Annotated in this window: 13 protein-coding genes; 1 reads left to right on the forward strand and 12 read right to left on the reverse strand. The window is 45.5% G+C overall.

The window, feature by feature from the left end; translation table 11 throughout:
- Positions 1 to 41 precede the first annotated feature (41 nt).
- Positions 42 to 2,360 carry a glycoside hydrolase family 95 protein gene (locus J2736_RS14210; RefSeq protein WP_310499255.1) on the reverse strand — a complete coding sequence of 773 codons (2,319 nt, stop codon included), beginning with the start codon at positions 2,358 to 2,360 and terminating at the stop codon, positions 42 to 44.
- A gap of 333 nt (positions 2,361 to 2,693) precedes the next feature.
- Here J2736_RS14210 and J2736_RS14215 point away from each other — a divergent pair, with 333 nt between their 5' ends.
- Complete coding sequence (locus J2736_RS14215; RefSeq protein ID WP_310499256.1) at positions 2,694 to 4,136, forward strand: S-layer homology domain-containing protein; 1,443 nt, start codon at positions 2,694 to 2,696, stop codon at positions 4,134 to 4,136.
- Between the two features lie 112 nt (positions 4,137 to 4,248).
- Here the strand turns inward: J2736_RS14215 and J2736_RS14220 are convergent, their stop codons facing one another.
- The 11 genes from J2736_RS14220 to J2736_RS14270 form a co-directional block, all read right to left on the reverse strand.
- Positions 4,249 to 5,700, reverse strand: a complete 1,452-nt coding sequence (locus J2736_RS14220) for a LamG domain-containing protein (protein ID WP_310499257.1) — start codon at positions 5,698 to 5,700, stop codon at positions 4,249 to 4,251.
- A 168-nt stretch (positions 5,701 to 5,868) separates the two neighbouring features.
- Positions 5,869 to 8,469 carry a glycoside hydrolase family 38 N-terminal domain-containing protein gene (locus J2736_RS14225; protein WP_310499258.1) on the reverse strand — a complete coding sequence of 867 codons (2,601 nt, stop codon included), beginning with the start codon at positions 8,467 to 8,469 and terminating at the stop codon, positions 5,869 to 5,871.
- Positions 8,470 to 9,219 carry a glycerophosphodiester phosphodiesterase gene (locus J2736_RS14230; RefSeq protein ID WP_310499259.1) on the reverse strand — a complete coding sequence of 250 codons (750 nt, stop codon included), beginning with the start codon at positions 9,217 to 9,219 and terminating at the stop codon, positions 8,470 to 8,472.
- Positions 9,220 to 9,330: 111 nt separating this feature from the next.
- Positions 9,331 to 10,050 carry a ThuA domain-containing protein gene (locus J2736_RS14235; protein WP_310499260.1) on the reverse strand — a complete coding sequence of 240 codons (720 nt, stop codon included), beginning with the start codon at positions 10,048 to 10,050 and terminating at the stop codon, positions 9,331 to 9,333.
- A gap of 34 nt (positions 10,051 to 10,084) precedes the next feature.
- Entirely contained in the window at positions 10,085 to 11,143 is a 1,059-nt protein-coding gene (locus tag J2736_RS14240; RefSeq protein ID WP_310499261.1) for a Gfo/Idh/MocA family protein, read from the reverse strand.
- A gap of 46 nt (positions 11,144 to 11,189) precedes the next feature.
- Positions 11,190 to 12,215 carry a LacI family DNA-binding transcriptional regulator gene (locus tag J2736_RS14245; protein ID WP_310499262.1) on the reverse strand — a complete coding sequence of 342 codons (1,026 nt, stop codon included), beginning with the start codon at positions 12,213 to 12,215 and terminating at the stop codon, positions 11,190 to 11,192.
- Positions 12,216 to 12,249: 34 nt separating this feature from the next.
- Positions 12,250 to 12,819 carry an HAD family hydrolase gene (locus tag J2736_RS14250; RefSeq protein WP_310499263.1) on the reverse strand — a complete coding sequence of 190 codons (570 nt, stop codon included), beginning with the start codon at positions 12,817 to 12,819 and terminating at the stop codon, positions 12,250 to 12,252.
- Positions 12,812 to 13,828, reverse strand: coding sequence for an ABC transporter ATP-binding protein (locus J2736_RS14255; protein ID WP_310499264.1), 1,017 nt, complete (start codon positions 13,826 to 13,828; stop codon positions 12,812 to 12,814). Before J2736_RS14255 ends, J2736_RS14250 begins: the two co-directional genes overlap by 8 nt.
- A complete protein-coding gene (locus J2736_RS14260; RefSeq protein WP_310499265.1) occupies positions 13,821 to 14,876 on the reverse strand; it encodes an ABC transporter ATP-binding protein in 1,056 nt (351 codons plus the stop codon). Before J2736_RS14260 ends, J2736_RS14255 begins: the two co-directional genes overlap by 8 nt.
- Before the next feature lie 23 nt (positions 14,877 to 14,899).
- Entirely contained in the window at positions 14,900 to 16,045 is a 1,146-nt protein-coding gene (locus J2736_RS14265; protein WP_310499266.1) for an ABC transporter permease, read from the reverse strand.
- A 2-nt stretch (positions 16,046 to 16,047) separates the two neighbouring features.
- Positions 16,048 to 17,094 (reverse strand): ABC transporter permease, encoded by a 1,047-nt coding sequence (locus J2736_RS14270; RefSeq protein WP_310499267.1) that lies wholly within the window; start codon positions 17,092 to 17,094, stop codon positions 16,048 to 16,050.
- Positions 17,095 to 17,109: the final 15 nt, after the last annotated feature.

Consider the following 17,109-nt stretch of genomic DNA (forward strand, 5'->3'; position numbering starts at 1 on the left):
TACGCTTATACTGACTGTAGCTGCCTTGGTCTACTTGATATTCAGATTAGGTTGATGTTCAACTTCCTATCGATCTGGTACGTGCAATTGGGCTCCAGAGCCATCTCGACTTTATGTTCACCGTAACGGATCGACGTATGAACTGCTGAGTATGCATGAATTCTCGCCTCGACCAATTCACAATTCGCCCAAGTGACATCCACCTCTGCGTTCCCTTTTACCCGCAATCCCGTAACTTTGCCCGTGTGCCACTTAGCAGGAAGCGCTGGCAGCAAATGAATGCTTCCTGCATGACTTTGGAGCAGCATTTCAGCAATAGCCGCAGTCCCGCCAAAGTTACCGTCTACCACACATATATTCGTTTCGGCTCCTGCGATCCCTGCCTTGGAGTAGGTTAACAAATTGTTAAAACACAAATGACCAATTAAATGCGTGAGATGCTTGTAAGCATTCTCACCGTCTTGTAGTCTGGCAAAATTCGCTGCAAGTGCAGCTAACGTAAACTCAACGTCCTCTAACGTTTCACGATCCATGCGATTCTCGAGCGTTACCCTTGCTGCAGCACTGAGCTCTGGCGTACCTTCAGGCGTTACCTGATTGCCAGGATATAAGCTGAAGAGATGAGATAAGTGACGATGGTCTGGCTGCGCCTCTTCATAGTCTTCAAGCCACTCCTGTAATTGTCCTCTTCGGCCAATCATCAGCGGAGGCAATAGAGCAATGGCCGTCTTCAGCTCCTGTTGGAGCTCCATATCCACCTGCAACAATTCCGATGCTTCTAGGCAAAATGCGAACAAATCGCGCACCAGTACCTGGTCCAGCGTGGAGCCCATGGACAATTGATATTCGCTTCGCTGCGGATCATCTATATAGAAGCTGTTCTCCGGCGAGTTCGATGGACCTGTCACTAGCCAACCATATTGCGGGTGAACCGTCATATAGTCGAGGAAAAAGGCAGCAGCCTCTTTTAGAACTGGATACGCGGTCTCTGCGAGAAAAGTCTGATCCAGCCCGAATTCATAGTGCTCCCGAAGATGCGTGGCAATCCATAAGCCTCCCGTTACGTTAAGTCCCCACGATGTTTCCCAGCCGGGAGACGCGAATCCCCAAGCGTTCGTAAATACGTGAGCAACCCATCCTTCGCAGCCATAGAAATGCTTCGCCGCCGCTCTTCCACTCCCCGCTAATTGCGATACGAATCGCATTAAGGGAAGATGGCATTCCGCCAAATTGCTGACTTCTGCCGGGAAATAATTCATTTGCGTATTGATATCCAAATGATAATCGCAGCTCCATTGCATACGATTGGCTTCACCATCGTTCCAAATCCCTTGCAGATTAAGCGGCAGCGGAGAATCCGCCCTTGATCCAGCAATAGTTAGATAGCGACCATATTGATAAAATAAAGCAAATAAGTGCGGATCATCATCCCGTCCCTGCAGAAATAGCTCTATTCTTTTGTCTGTGGGTAAGCTCGAATTCTTGCTTACACCTAGGTCTAGGTTGACGTTGTCATACAACCGCTGATAGTCAGCCACGTGATCCGCTCTCAGTCGCTCATATCCCTTAGCTATGGCGTTCTCTATCTGGAGCAACGACTTTGACATCCACTCGTCATCGTTGCTGCCATAATTCGTGTTCGCTGCCAAATAGATTACAACGTCGTCAGCTCGATCTATCTTAATTTGGCCAGTAGCTGCATCTGCGGTCACACTGCCTCCATGGGTAATGACTTTTAATACGCCTTGGCAGCTTACACCGCACTCCCCGTTACTATGCATACGTTCCGTTGCTTGCCCCTCAAAAACAAACGTTTCCTTATCCACTAATGTTGCAGTGAATCGCTCTGTTCTTCCAAGAATACGCAGCGTGAGTGATAAACCTCCAGACTGCTCGCTGAACAATCGTGCGGCCACAATTCCGTCTGGATGCGAAGCCCATACTTCTCTTGTTTGTCTATGCCCGCCTGAAGTATAGACTGTCTGTGTGCAAGCACTTTGAAGATCCAGTTCCCGAACCAGTTGATCGCCTGGCTGCTCAAACGTGAATTGAACATCACACATCGATAAATGCGTACCGAAGTTCCCTTTCTTTGGCTGCAGGGATTGTTTTGCCAACTCGTCTCCCCGCCTATAATCGCCAGCAAAAAAATGCTCCCGCATTTGATCCAAATCTGCTCTACCTTTGGATGACCCTGACAGTGATTCGGGCTTCCCTGACCAATAGGTGAGTTCTGTTAAACTCCAGGTTTCATGTCCCACACCGCCGTAGATCATTGCACCCAATCTTCCATTTCCAATGGGTAAACCCTGCGACCAGTTCGATGCAGGACGATCATACCATAGCTTCATTTCATTCATACATGTAGTTCCCCCATAATGATTACGCTTTCTTTATGCTTATTGTAGGGGCAATTCGACTGCCTTAGATAGGTACAATTGCGGTATTCCACGTACACTTGCTTCGCAGATAGGGTACATCTCTCATTCGGGCATCCATTTTTCATCTCAGGACGAATTGGCAATATACAATGTCATCCCCGGCGATAGCTGCATTCGCTACAATTCGCTAAAATTAGTGGTTTCTTGTGTGTAATTGATTGGAAAATTAGCCCATTTCGCTCATGACAGCGAACAAGTTGACTGTTATGCTAGCCTCAAAATGTTGATTCAACGATATGAAGGAGGCTGGGTATGTATTCATTGTGGAGAAAAGCTTCGCTGCTCCTAACTGCCAGTGCACTGGTAGTTACTGGCCTAAGCATTGGGGGGTCTAAGACTAGCGCAGATGCAAATATTTATGGCATGGACCTGCGTCCAATAGGGGGTAACTACCAAGATTGGCTTCAATATGTGACCGCAGAGGTCCCCTTCGTCATTATGTATAATACAAATAAAGCTGTGTCTACAACTTCAACCGATACTTTATTCTATTCGCGTGATAATGGCGTAAGCTGGATACCACTCACACGCGGGGAAGGCGGTGCTCTAACGCTTCCGATTGATGCCAGTCTCACTTCTGTACTCTTTCGTATCCATGCTTGGTTTGATCCCCTCGTAGGAAGCAACAGTGAAGATGATTATATATCTAGAGCTTACGCCGTAAAGCAGCCTGGGGGCCCCACCGATGTGAAAGCCACAGCCAATGCCAATGGATCCGTGACACTAACGTGGCTGGATAATTCAAATATGGAGTCCCGCTACGACATTACAAGAACGGGACCTGATGGTAAGAAGACTTTCACCCTATCAGGCAAAACCGATTCAATCGGCCAAGTTTCCTATGTAGATACACAAACAAGTAAAACCACTAACACTTGGTACGTGTACCAAATCAAGCCCATCATTGACCAGTATGCCATTCCTGAATACCTGATTCCTGGAGAAGCCGTCACCATCGTGGAAACATCCCCACCACTCGGCCAGATTAAAGACATTCAAATCGATACCCCTCTGTTGAAGGGATCGGGTATACAACCCATTTTGAAACCAGGCAAAACCAAACTTGACACACTCGATGACATTGCCAAGATCACCGTTTCTCCCGATCTTATTGGCAAATTGGACGGCGTTATTACGAATGTCCCCGATATCTTTGCTGGCGCCAGCCCATGGGCTTTGCCTGAATTGAAGCAAGCATTTGGTCTCGGATTAACGACCAGCCAAACTTTGAGCAAGTATACAGAGGCGATTACGAGAGAGGATTTTGCTGGACTCGCCGTTCGGCTCTATGAGAAGCTGACGGGGAACACGCTAGCACCTGACTATAATCCCGTGTTCAAAGATACGAATAATGTGCAAGTGAATCAGGCGTATCGGTTGGGGATCGTGAACGGCCTGACGAACGATACCTTTGGGCCTAAGAATCCTATCACCCGTCAAGAGATGAGTGTCATGCTGCTGAGGACAGTGCGATTAGCGAAGACAGGTGTAGCTCTGGATACAACTTTGAAAACAACCTTCACCGACTCCAGCTCTATCTCGAGCTGGGCGCAAGATGCCATGAACTTTGTTGTCAACTATGGCATTATGAATGGTGTTGCTGGCAATAAGCTCGATCCGCACGGTAATACTACGCGGGAACAGGCGATCCTTCTCTCGCTGCGTACGTATTTGGCAACAGCGGTGTTGAAGTAGGGGTACGCTGCAAAGGGGCCACTGTAAATAACGTTACGGGAACACGAAAAAAGGAACTTAGCAGGTACCATTGTATCCAACCGCTAAGTTCCTTTTTTCATTCACTTATTTACTATTCCAACACAGTTATCTGCCTCGATACAGGATTTCCATGAATGAATCCATTTCGACCATGGCCGGACTGGTCATTGGCTCCATTGCGGAATGTCCAGTATCCGGCAAGGTCCGGATCACTTTGGTATGCCGCATGATTGTCCATATCTACTATAATTTGGTCTCCTGATCTGGCTGTTGTCCAGAATCTGACCTCTCCGATTTGGCCGTTGAAATATCGAGCTGCAGAATTCGAGTGAGCGGAATCTAAGAAATCTACGCCGATGGTAATCGGGGAGGAGTTCGTACTGTAATCGACGTATACAGCTTCTGAATTTAATTCACCATTAATGTAAAGCCTCATAATATGAGAAGCACTATTATATATTGCTGCCAAATGGTACCACTGGTTCAATTGAAGATAAGTACTAGAATTAACTTCATTATAATCTCCTATTTGAAAGTTAATTCTATTGTACGGTTCATCGCTTGTTCGAAGTGTAAAGGATGGTGTGTTTTGTTCCTGATACTTAGACACAATGCCTGTCTTCCATTTGAAAGCCTCCGGTTTCACCCAAGCTTCAATCGTAAACGACGACAAATTATAAATCTCATTATGCTCGATTTGCACATAATCATCGATCCCATCAAAATCCAATGCCTGATACGGCCCAGCAGTTGGTGGGATCTCAGTTCCTGTCACAACAGACACCACATTCGACTCTCCCGCATGAACGCCGCCGATAACATCCAACTTAAACTGATAAGTCGTCTCCGGCATCAGTCCGCTTACAATATAAGTCGCTTCGTTAACACTGAGCGAGGTTACTTCCGTAAATATTTCACTATCCTCACTTTTAAGTAATCTTACACGATCTGCCCCAACTGGCTTACTATATGTAAGGGTCGCATATGTGGCTGTTGTCGCTGTTTGGACAACACTCAAATCTTGGATAGGATTCACAACTGCGATGGGGTCAATCCTAGAAAGCAAATAGGCAATCTCATCTTGGGGAACAAACACGTTATCCCCATTCATATCCCATTCATGATGCTCAGGTAACGCTGAAGCAATCGTTGAGACGTCTGCAATCGTGAACACATCGCTCTGGTGAACTACGATCGGAGGCAATGCGATAACATACGCTTCAGCGCCATTAAGCACACTTGCCGTAAGCACATGCACGCCTTTGCCAAGGAGAGGCAATTCAAGCTTTACAACCGAGTAGCCCTCTACTTTTTTTGCAATAAGCATCGTTTCACCCTCAAAAATCTCAACCCTAGCCCCTATCTGAGCTTGCAGGACAACTTCCGTCGTCGTGTTCGTTATGACTGTTTGCTGAGGTGAGATAACAGAAACAGGTACAGAAGCTGTAACCTGATTACTATCCCCCAACAAAGCATAGCCGCTGAAAACTAGCACAACTGCCCCCAGCATCCATCTAGCCAATTTGGTCCATGTCCGTTTCATTGTGACTCTTTTCCTCCCAATCAGATAAATCCGCTTATTTTATGACAAGAATTGTATTTTTCATTATAGTAACACTGTCATTTTACCAAACGTAGTAGGATACGAATAGTATTTTTTCAAAAGGACAAACAGACAGCTGCACACCAGCTGTCTGTCTCTACATCCGCTTTATGTAAACCAAAGCTTCATCGTTTTAATCTCATAAGGATTCAACGTCACAGCAAGATAATCGCTGCCAAATTCAACTTTCGTTTCCAAGGTACGCTCCACCAGATCGCATTCCCTTACATTCGCAATGGTTTCTGTAAATGGCAACCTCACCGCTAGGCATGTATCGTGTAGATTTTGGAAGCGTACAACGTACGCGTCACCTTGCTCCGCTTTTTTGAAGGCAAGCATATGGATCCCTACTACTCCCTTTTGCAGCAATTGATAACTTGTAGGCGCCGCAGGATCCCACCCCACTGTCACCTGTGGCGGCATGCATGCTTCGACAGCTTGCTGCTGTGCGCATCCTGCCTGCCAATCCCCCGCGTGAGGCACTAACCGATAAGCGTATTGGAAGCTACCGCTGATCCATTGTGGGAAGTTCGTCCCCCATTGATTGTTAAATAGGTTGAAATGCAGGATTGGCTGCTCGGGGACATACACTTTTTTGGAATAGTGATAAATGCCTTTTTCCCCAATGGAAAATAACGGCGTATCGAATGGAATAATCGTCAAGCCTACTTGATCGTCCTGTACGTCAACCCATTGACTAGCGCAGTGCAAGCGTGTATTCGCACCTCTCTCAATATCGATAAGCGGATTTACAACACTGCCTAATTTTTGATACCGATAATTCGGTTGTTCCGCGTTCAGGGCAAACGTGAAATGCCCACTCTCGGCATACGCCGTAGAAGCTTTACGATGAACCGTCACTTGCATATCGGCATACGTTTGATTTTCTTCCAAGTGGAGCAAGAGAATGATCTCCTCGCCATTTCCAAACTCTTCATAACTTTCATTCGGCGATGTAAAACGGATTTCAATACGGCCCCAGCCATCGCCATTTGAGGTCTTAACATCAACAAGATGCAGCCCATACTGCTTATGATCGATTCTAGGATAACCCGGTTTCCCAAAATCGTTCACATACCAATCCGTTAGATCATAGCTGTAGGCTTTTACAAAATCCAGAATTTCCTCTTTTCCGTAAACATCATACTCGTATTGGGCAAATCGTCCGTTTACGGTCCATTCCTTCTCATTCTGCTTATCATAAAAGCTAGTCACACCGCCCGACTCGGTGTTAACAACGATACGTAGGGAATGATTCTCCAATACCGCGTTTTCGCCATTTTTCACGGCAATGGCCTTCATATGAACGTCGCCAACGATTTCCCTATAGGTAAAAGTTCGATACCCCATCGGTGCCAAATCACCAATGTAAGCCTCACCGCTTTCATTAACGGTATACACATGCTTCGTTGCTCTATCCGTAAGTGTACCGGGCTTACCATGATCCAGTGCGATCTTCACGTGCAGTCGTTCCCAAGCAAGCGGGTTATACACGCCAATGATAGTTGAATCTCCAACTGTAAAAGGGTGAACTTCGCTTAACGCTTTCTCCGCTTGGTCTACGTAGTTTTTTTGCTCGGCCCAAGAAGCTTCTGTCTTGACGTAAGAGTCCGGAAACATCGCGCGGTCTTTCTCAATCGCTGCCTTCCCGAAAGCGCGCTGGCTATTACGGCCAGGCAATAAATTGGATTTAATATCGATGCCCCATGTATGTTCGCCGAATAGCAGCGTGTGTTCATAAGCTTTCGCTATCGCATTCTTGTGATCATTACCACGCAATCCTTGCAGTTGCTCCACGGTCGCTAAGCTCTCCCGTGCTGCAATATCCGAGCGCATCCGCCGTACCCTAGATACTTCTTCCGGATAAGTGCCTATCCCATGAATCCATGTATCCGCTAAATCCTTGCGAATTACAGGGATATCGGGATAGTCTCTCGCTTCAAAGTCGCGTGCAAAATCATCCATCGTCCCGATTTTGACCTCGGTATTTGGATACTCCCTCGCAATCTCATCCAACAAGTCCTGCACCACAGAGCCATCCTGTGGACCGTAGTTGTCTTGCGTTTGCAGCAGCGCTATCCAAATCGGATAGGGCCAATCCTCTGGCGGCGTCAGGTCTGTGCCGTATGCACCTTTGGAATAATAGGTTAATACCCTGCTGCCGTCTGGACCTTCCCAATGAAACAACCGTGGCAAATCGACCGGTGAAGAGCAGGAGTTTACGCCTAAATGCAAAAACGAAATGCCTGCATTTTTCAATAAGGTAGGCAGCATCCACGTGTGGCCGGGGACGTCCGTCATTTTAGCAGAGATTGCCGTATGCCCATATTGCTTCCGAAGTTCTTCTGAGATGTATAACCCTCTAATATATTCTTCGGTGCCGCAAAACTCCGTATGTGTCGTAAAGGGAAGCCCATGCCAACGCAATTGTCCGTTCGTAATTAAAGCCTCCAGTCTTTCCTTTCTTACTGAATCCGGCGTATCCAAGCATTCCTTCAGCATCCATGCAGGCAGTGTCCACACATAATGATGATCAGGGCCATCCTTTTGGGTGTCTTCACATACAGCTAGAACGTCGTTCATCATCTCTTCTCTATACTGGGAGACCACATTGCTGGCCAAGTCCGTAAAACCCAAATCTACGTGAGTTTTGAAAACAACATATATTTTCTCTAGTTGCCGCACTGTTCTCTCCTCCGATCTACTCATTCATCCGCTAACTTCCTTCCGTACTTGTACCAAAGCAGCAATATTACGAGAAGTAATCGAGTGAACCCCCATCTCCATAAAATGCTTCATCTCCTCTTCTGCATTTACCGTCCAGATGTAGACATCCAGCTTATGATTGGCTGCTGCCTGAAGGAGTTCTGGTCCTACAACACGATAATTCACGTTAAGTCCGAAGCAGTTGGCGCTAGAAGCGTCCTCACAACTAATGCGAGCAGCTTCTCTTTCATTTAGGGCTAAAAATAAGGACGTATCCACGTTCAGTAGTTTACGTAAACGCGAATCCGTTCTGTTTACAGCGTGAGCACGACTGGTCTCACATCCACTTAGAATGACTTTTTCATGTAGTCCATTGTTTTCGACGAATCGGGCAACAGGCTCCACACAGTCATCGGATTTCAGATCTAGATTCATGATTTTACCTGATGCCCGAAGGAGAGGCAGAACCGACTCCAACGATAAAATTCGCATGGTCTCGCCAGGAGCTCCGTTATGTGCATTGATATCCAACTGACTCAGTTCGGCGTAGCTCATGCTGGAAATCCTGTATGCCTTTCCATCTGCGGCGTACACGCTATCGTCGTGAGAAAGTACGAGGACGCCATCAGAAGTTACTAATATATCTTCTTCTACAATGTCAGCCCCGCTAGAGAGCGCTGTTTCTATTGAAAATAAACTGTTATCAGGTGTACCCATACATCCCGTATGAGCAGTTAGTAAGGGATATGTCATTATCTTCACCTCAATCAAGAATCTCTGCGAATCCCAGCTTTACTACCTAATTCATTCGCAAACCAAACAGCTTCTTTCTCCATGAAAGAAGCTTCCTGCATAGCTGCTCACTCACTTCTTAATTTCCTCAAGCGGCTTGTGATGCCCATAAAATGTCTTTTCTCTCTTCACGGGGGCTGTCCATTTCACTGCATTAGCAATGACCCGTTGCACATCTTTGTTGTGATAAGTCGGATACGTCTCGTGGCCTGGACGGAAATAGAAGATTTTCCCTTGGCCCCGACGATACGTACACCCACTGCGGAATACCTCGCCCCCCTGGAACCAGCTGACGAATATTAGTTCCTCGGGTGTAGGAATATCAAAATGTTCCCCGTACATTTCCTCTTCTTCCAAATCGATGTAGGGACCGATTCCCTCTACAATGGGATGGGATGGATCAAGGACCCACAACCGCTCTTTCTCATCTGCTTCTCTCCATAGAAGATCACAGGAAGTGCCCATCAATTTGCGGAACAGCTTAGAATGATGTCCGGAGTGAAGTACGATGAGTCCCATACCTTCATGTACGCGTCTACAGATACGGTCTACGACGTTATCCTGAAAGCCTTTGTGCTCAACATGTCCCCAATAAATAAGGACGTCTGTCTGATCCAGCTTTTCCTGCGTTAAGCCATGTTCAGGCTCATTGAACGTTGCACATTGAATCTCCAAGCCATCTTGGCTAATCCCATCTGCAATAGCTCCGTGCATGCCTTTTGGATAGATGCGAGCAACCTCTTCTTTTCTTTGCTCCTGGAGAAATTCATTCCAAATCGTTACTCTGATCATATGAGAGCCCTCCCTTATGCTAGTCGAAAAGCATTTATAAGCTTCGCGTCACGCCATCTTTTGCTGAGTCGATGATCGCTTGCAGCACTTGTTGGTTACGGTATCCATCCATAATCGTAGGGAGCGATGAAGAATTCTTTTGCTCCAAATAATCCACAAAATCCTGCAGCATCGGCTTCACGGACTTCTCATCTAAGTGAATGGTGGACTCGGTCAGTTGTAGATTGTCACCAGATCTGAGCGTCAAATGGACTTCATTCGGCTTTTCAACGGAGATTCGAACCGTGCCCAGATCTCCAAACAAGGTAACGTTAAATTGATTACCTGTCCCAATTGCATTCTTATGGGTATAAAATGAGCCCATCACACCGTCATCAAGTACGCACTGGAAAGAAGTAAAGTCATCCACATCGACTTCAGTGTATTGTCCCGTCCGCTTATCTAACCGACGATCAATAAACGTGCTCATCATACCGGATACCTGCGTAAATTCGCCTACAAAGAAGCGTGCCGCATCCACCATATGTGAGCCAATATCCGCTAATATGCCGGATCCTGCCATCTCTTTATTAAACCGCCACGTATATTCCTTATTAAACATCGGCGCGTTTTCCTCTTGCAGGTAATGCGCAGCGATATGCCGAATCCGCCCTAGAGCGCCATCCGTAACCAGTTGCTTCACATATTGAAAGCACGGTCTATACCGATAGGAGAATCCAATCATGCAGGGGATCGGATTGTGCTCATATAAGCGTAGCAGTTCATCAGCCTCTTCCAAGGTTCGTGTAAAGGGCTTCTCCGAGAAAATGGGTTTACCGTTCTCAATCGCACATTTCAAAATGTCATAATGGTATTTATTCGAAACCCCTGAAATAACGAAGTCGATGTCAGGATCAGCTAGGAGTGCTCGATAATCACTGTATCTCTTCTCTTTTGGCAAATTCAGACGCTCTCCAACCTGCTGCACTGCTGTCTCATTCACATCACAGATGGCCGCAACGGTTGTATGGGCCACTTTCGCCAGATTATTCCTGTGATAATCGCCGATACCGCCAAGTCCAATCATACCTACCCGCCATTTTCGAGTGCTCATTCGGCTCCCTCCTCTATTTGCTTACCCTATGTGACCCTGTAAAAGCTCAAATTGTCGAACATGAATTTCGTTCTATAATTTTGCTTTCAACGATGACATTCTCAGCGAAGTCACCTGGAAGCACGCCCAATTGGTGCATTAAGATTCGAACAGATTGCGCTCCTAACTCAGAAGGCTGCAGATCCATACTTGTCAAAGAGGGGTTGGATTGAACCATCATGGAATGGTCTCCACAGATAACAAATATAGAAATATCGCCAGGTACACTGAGATTCAAATCCTTGATCGCATTCAGAACACTGAATGCCGTACGGTCATCATCCGCAATAATAGCGGTGACCTTCTTCTTCTGTTTACCAAGGATATTCATTGTCTCTTCGTAGCCATAATCCAAGTATTCACTTGAACTCAAATCCGGCTTATGATGAATCATGTGTTCAGCAACGTCAAGCCCACGCTCATTCATCGCTTTGATAAAACTATCCCTTCTATCAATTGACACTGTCATAAGCTCATTGGCATTCAAAAACATAATGTCTTTATGGCCTCTATCCATTAAATATTCGCAAATACTGAACATAATCTGTTGATTATCGTTATCAACACTTGAGGAATGTTCAATATTTTCATTCATCACGTGACCAACGGTAACAAATGGGATCTGTCCCATATGCATCAGATTAATGCGTTCATCATTGGTTGTAGGTCGCATAACGACAGCACCGTCAATCGGATAACTTGTCAAGAACGGCGTTTTCACCTGCTGCAAAGGAATAATATCCAGCAAGACCCTATACCCATAATAAGACGCTTCTAGAATAACCCCATTGATAAATTGCGTATGGAATGCGCTAAAGAAAAAACTGCCATGCGGAATGGTTAACCCAATCGCCATCGTTTTCTTGGTAACTAAGCTTCGCGCCGTGTGATTGGGGACATAGTTTAATTGCCTGGAAACGCTCATGACACGTTCCCTGACTTCATTACTCGTCGGTCTTTTTTGGCTAAAGACGTTGGAGACCGTCCCTTTTGAGACTTTCGCTAATCTTGCGACATCATCAATTTTAGCCATGGTTAGATAAACTTCCCTTCATTACAATGTCCATTTAAGCCAATTGTGCATTAAGCTTCTCCACTAAGTCAATTAATTCCACCGGATTGCTTATCGTATAATCTGGCTTTTGACTTTCGTCTTCGTGCAGCTTCGGGTAGCGTGGCGTCCAGCTCAAGAAGATGCTCGTAATCCCCATTTCGTTAGCACCTTTTATGTCTCGGCTTAAGTTATTACCTACCATAACAATTCGTGAGCAATCCTGCTCCGTAAGTTCTAGTGCACCCATCGCTGCTTTAAACATGCGAGGATGTGGTTTAGCAGCTTTAACGGCTTCAGAATATACCATCGTCGTAAAATAATCATACAAACCATGATCTGTCAGCATGTTTTTAAACGATTGTGCTCTGCCATCTGCTACAAGTGCCAGGATATAGCCCCGTTCAGCAAGCGTCTTCACCATAATATCTGCCCCTGGGATAATATCAGCCTTGATAACCACATCGTAGTCATCTCTAATTTCAGTTGATTCATCAATAATCGTATCTCCGCAGTCTAGAAATACAATTAATTTCTTCGCATTGGGATCAACCGCGATATGATCATTCGTTACTCGTTTATTCATGTGCGACACCTCTTAAGTTTAATTCGCTTGCATAATGACAGGCGGCATAATGATTGTTGCCTATATCCCGCAGCTCAGGTTCTTCTTGTATACACTTATCGGTCTTGTACATACACCTCGGATGAAAATGGCATCCACTTGGCGGATTGGCCGGGTTCGGAACTTCGCCTTCGAGAATGATGCGATCCTTCTTATAGTCCGGGTCAGGCTCCGGCACGGCAGACAACAGAGCCTCTGTATAGGGATGCTTTGGCTGATCAAAAAGTGCTTCCACAGGTGCTAATTCAACAATTCGACCTAAGTGCATAACGGCTACCCGGTCAGATATATTTTGCACAATCGATAAATCGTGAGAGATAAAAATATACGTAATCTGTAGCTGCTGCTGCAGGTCTTTTAATAGATTAATAATTTGCGCTTTGATTGATACGTCCAGGGCGGATACCGCTTCATCGCAGACGATGAGTCGAGGTTGTGAAATAAGCGCTCTAGCGATCGCAATACGTTGTCTCTGCCCCCCGGAGAAAGCATGCGGATACCGTTTGAGATAACTGACATTTAACCCGGTTTTTTCGGCAATCAGGGTCACTTTTTCGTCTAATTCCGCTTTCGTTAGCTTAAAATTGGCAAGCAGCGGCTCCGAAATAATGTCATAGACGCTCATTCTCGGGCTCAATGACGAATACGGATCCTGAAAGATCATCTGAATGTCTTTTCTGAACTTCTTAAATTCTTTGCCCCGTAGGCCTAAAAAATCAACTTTCGCATCACCTTCCGGATGGTATATCACTTCCCCTGACGATGCGTTCATGCCCCTCACGATACAACGGCCTAGCGTCGTTTTCCCACAGCCTGATTCACCAACGATACTTAAGGTTTCTCCCTCCATAAGTTCAAAAGAAACATTGTTCAGCACACGAACGGAGGAGGGCTTGCTAAACAACTTATTCTTGTCTTTCACTTCAAAATTCTTGATTAGATTGTTTACTTTCAATATAGGCTTAGACATGCTGATTCTCCTCACCTTCATTCTTGTAAAGAAAACATCTAACCATATGATTATCCGTTATTTGCGTTTTGGGCACGGCTTGTTTATTGCATACCCCTTCGATCCGATCTTTGCACCGCTCATAAAAGCCGCACATTGGAGGCATGTCGATGGCCATCGGAACCGTACCTTCGATGGATTCCAAGCGAGTATTGCGATTACCAGCTAATCTCGGCATCGAGTTGAGCAACCCTTTGGTATAGGGGTGCTTCGGATTTTTGAAGATCTCTCCAACCGTTGACTGCTCCACAATTTTGCCTAAATACATGACAGCTACTTCATCGCACATCTCAGCAATAATGCCTAAATCATGCGTTACGAGGAGAATGGCCATGCCAAACTCTTTCTGAAGTCCCTTCATCAGCTCCATCACTTGCGCTTGAATAGTGACATCGAGCGCAGTCGTGGGCTCATCCGCGATTAACAATTCAGGGTTGCAAGATAATGCCATGGAGATCATCGCACGCTGACGCATACCACCTGAAAACTCATGCGGGTACTGATCAAATCTCTTCGCCTCATCCGAAATGCCCACTTTACTTAACATTTCAAGCGCAATTTTTTTGGCTTCTTTTTTATCCTTGGTGCGGTGGATGAGAATCGATTCCATGATCTGATTGCCAATTGTGTACATCGGTGAAAATGCTGTCATCGGCTCTTGAAAGATCATCGCAATCTTGCGTCCGCGAATGGATCGAATCTGCTTCCCCTTTGTATCTAGCGATAACAAGTTTAATTCATTAAGCGCTTTCTCCGACGTGGAGTGATACACAATCTTGCCTGAAGTTTCACACTCTTTGGGATTAATACTGATAATGGCTCTGCTGGTTAGACTTTTCCCACAGCCGGACTCGCCAACAAGCCCAAGTGTTTTTCCTTTTTTTATTTCAAAATCAACGCCATCTACGGCTCTCATTTCCCCATTATCCATCTGAATACGTATCTTGAGGTCTTGAACGGACAGTAGGGGTAGCTCGGATTGCGAATCAATACTAGCATGTGATGTCATGACATTCCCCGCCTTACTTTAGTTTATTTCTTGTATGGATCAGCTGCATCACGCAGACCGTCGCCTAGAAAGTTAAACGTTAACACGGTAACAATGACAAATCCGAGAGGGAAAAGCTTCCATGGATACAAAGCAATATTCTCAATTTGCTGTGCTTCCTGAAGCAATACACCCCAGCTGGTCGCAGGAGATCGGATACCCAGACCTAGAAAGCTCATAGCCGTCTCGCCCAGAATCATCCCCGGGATGGCGAGTGTCGTCGCCACGACCAAATAGGAGATAAAGCCAGGTAAAAGATGCTTAATGATAATTTTAGCGTCGCTGACGCCTGCTATTTTGGCTGCTAACACATACTCTTCATTTTTTAATGAGATGAACTTCCCTCTCGCAACCCTGGCTAAATCCGTCCAACCAATGAAGGCAAAGATGATGACGATATAGAGATACATGGTCACTACAGGGACACGGGCTGGTATGGCAGCCGATAAGGCCATCCAGAGCGGCAGCGTTGGAAATGATCGAATGATTTCAATGAACCGCTGAATAACCGAATCAATCCATCCTCCGAAATAGCCAGATATCCCACCTATAAATAAACCAAGGACAAAGCTAATCCCCACGCCGATGAGTGGAATACTTAGTGAGATTTGGCTGCCTAGGGCAACACGTGAAAGTAAATCTCTCCCCATTCCGTCCGTACCGAACAGAAAGATACGACCAGGTTCATCAACACCAAATAGGTGGGTACTTGTTGGAATCAGACCCAGGAATTTGTAGCTTTCACCCCTCACAAAAAAACGCAGCGGATGGCGAACATTCTCATCCTGGACAAACTTTTTCCGCAGTGTAACAGGATCTCTCCCGGATTTCAGTTCATTAACAAAGGGTCTGAAATGAAAGTTGCCCTCAGCATCCTTAAAACTCAATTTCGTTGGTGGCGCATTGACATATTTGCTGTCGTAGCTTTCCAAACTATAAGGGGCTATAAACTGAGCAAAGAGTGCTACTAGGTAGAAACTAGCTAGAATGATTAAGCTGATTCGGGCTAATTTATGTTTTTTCAATCTGCGGTATATAAGACGCCACTGTGAGCTGTAATAGACATCGTTATTTTTCGGACGCTTGAAGCTAGGCAGGAGTTGTTTACGCACCGTTGTAATTGGTTTCATAGTTACACACCTCTGAATGCAGTGCGAATTTTGGGATCGAGCCATGCCAACAAAATATCTGATATCAACGTACCTACAACCGTCAGTACGGCCATAAACAATAACCACGTACCTGCTAGATACATATCTTGGGCTAATAAGGCGTTATACATAACGGGACCTTGAATAGGCAAATTAAGAACAATCGCCGTAATCGTAGAACCAGTAAAAATCGACGTTAGTGACCATCCAAGGGTACTTACGATAGGGTTGAGCGCAGCACGCGTCGGGTATTTCAGTAATATTTTCATTTCCGATAAGCCTTTGGACCGTGCGGTCACTACATTCGGCTTATTTAATTCGTCCAGCATTTGCCCTCTCATGACGCGAATGAGCTCTGCTGTGTTCGCCAAACCAATCACGATAATAGGGATAATCATATGCTTCAGCAAGTCAAGAACCTTACCCATCGACCATGCCGCACTCGCATATTCATTGGAGAATAGACCTAACAACGGATCACCAAAATACACATAGGACAAATACATGAGAATGATCGCCATCAAAAAGTGAGGTGTAGCCATACCAAGGAAACCGAAAGCTGAGAAGATATAATCACCAATGGAATATTGTTTTACTGCACAATAGATCCCGATTGGAATGGCTACGGCATAGGTAAATACCATCGTCGCCACAGAAACGATCAGCGTTAACGCCATATATTGCGATATGACATCCATAACTGGCCTATTAAAGCTAAACGAATATCCAAAGTTAAATTCGGTGAAAATGTTTTTCATCCATTCCAAATATTGTACAAACCAATGTTGATCCAATTTTAAGGCTGATCTCATTTCGGCGATATCTGCTTGTGTCATGATCTCACCAGCCGCGGACATCTTCGCTGCATACGATGAAACATAGTCACCCGGAGGCAACTGAATGATATAGAATACAATAACGGATATAACAAAAACGACGGGTATGACCAAAACGATTCTTTTTAAAATATATTGGAGCATCTCGATCCTGTCCTCTCCGGTTAATTCGATGATCCTCTTGTAACGCATACAGGGGAAATTAAA

The sequence above is a fragment of the Paenibacillus qinlingensis genome, from assembly GCF_031455095.1.
In the GTDB taxonomy this organism is placed as follows: Bacteria; Bacillota; Bacilli; order Paenibacillales; family NBRC-103111; genus Paenibacillus_E; species Paenibacillus_E qinlingensis_A.

Coding starts and splice junctions, on each gene's coding strand:
- J2736_RS14225 (WP_310499258.1), bottom strand. CDS start 8,469: ATGAGTAGATCGGAGGAGAGAACAGTGCGGCAACTAGAGAAAATATAT.
- J2736_RS14210 (WP_310499255.1), bottom strand. CDS start 2,360: ATGAATGAAATGAAGCTATGGTATGATCGTCCTGCATCGAACTGGTCG.
- J2736_RS14240 (WP_310499261.1), bottom strand. CDS start 11,143: ATGAGCACTCGAAAATGGCGGGTAGGTATGATTGGACTTGGCGGTATC.
- J2736_RS14255 (WP_310499264.1), bottom strand. CDS start 13,828: ATGTCTAAGCCTATATTGAAAGTAAACAATCTAATCAAGAATTTTGAA.
- J2736_RS14220 (WP_310499257.1), bottom strand. CDS start 5,700: ATGAAACGGACATGGACCAAATTGGCTAGATGGATGCTGGGGGCAGTT.
- J2736_RS14245 (WP_310499262.1), bottom strand. CDS start 12,215: ATGGCTAAAATTGATGATGTCGCAAGATTAGCGAAAGTCTCAAAAGGG.
- J2736_RS14250 (WP_310499263.1), bottom strand. CDS start 12,819: ATGAATAAACGAGTAACGAATGATCATATCGCGGTTGATCCCAATGCG.
- J2736_RS14270 (WP_310499267.1), bottom strand. CDS start 17,094: ATGCGTTACAAGAGGATCATCGAATTAACCGGAGAGGACAGGATCGAG.
- J2736_RS14265 (WP_310499266.1), bottom strand. CDS start 16,045: ATGAAACCAATTACAACGGTGCGTAAACAACTCCTGCCTAGCTTCAAG.
- J2736_RS14235 (WP_310499260.1), bottom strand. CDS start 10,050: ATGATCAGAGTAACGATTTGGAATGAATTTCTCCAGGAGCAAAGAAAA.
- J2736_RS14230 (WP_310499259.1), bottom strand. CDS start 9,219: ATGACATATCCCTTACTAACTGCTCATACGGGATGTATGGGTACACCT.
- J2736_RS14215 (WP_310499256.1), top strand. CDS start 2,694: ATGTATTCATTGTGGAGAAAAGCTTCGCTGCTCCTAACTGCCAGTGCA.
- J2736_RS14260 (WP_310499265.1), bottom strand. CDS start 14,876: ATGACATCACATGCTAGTATTGATTCGCAATCCGAGCTACCCCTACTG.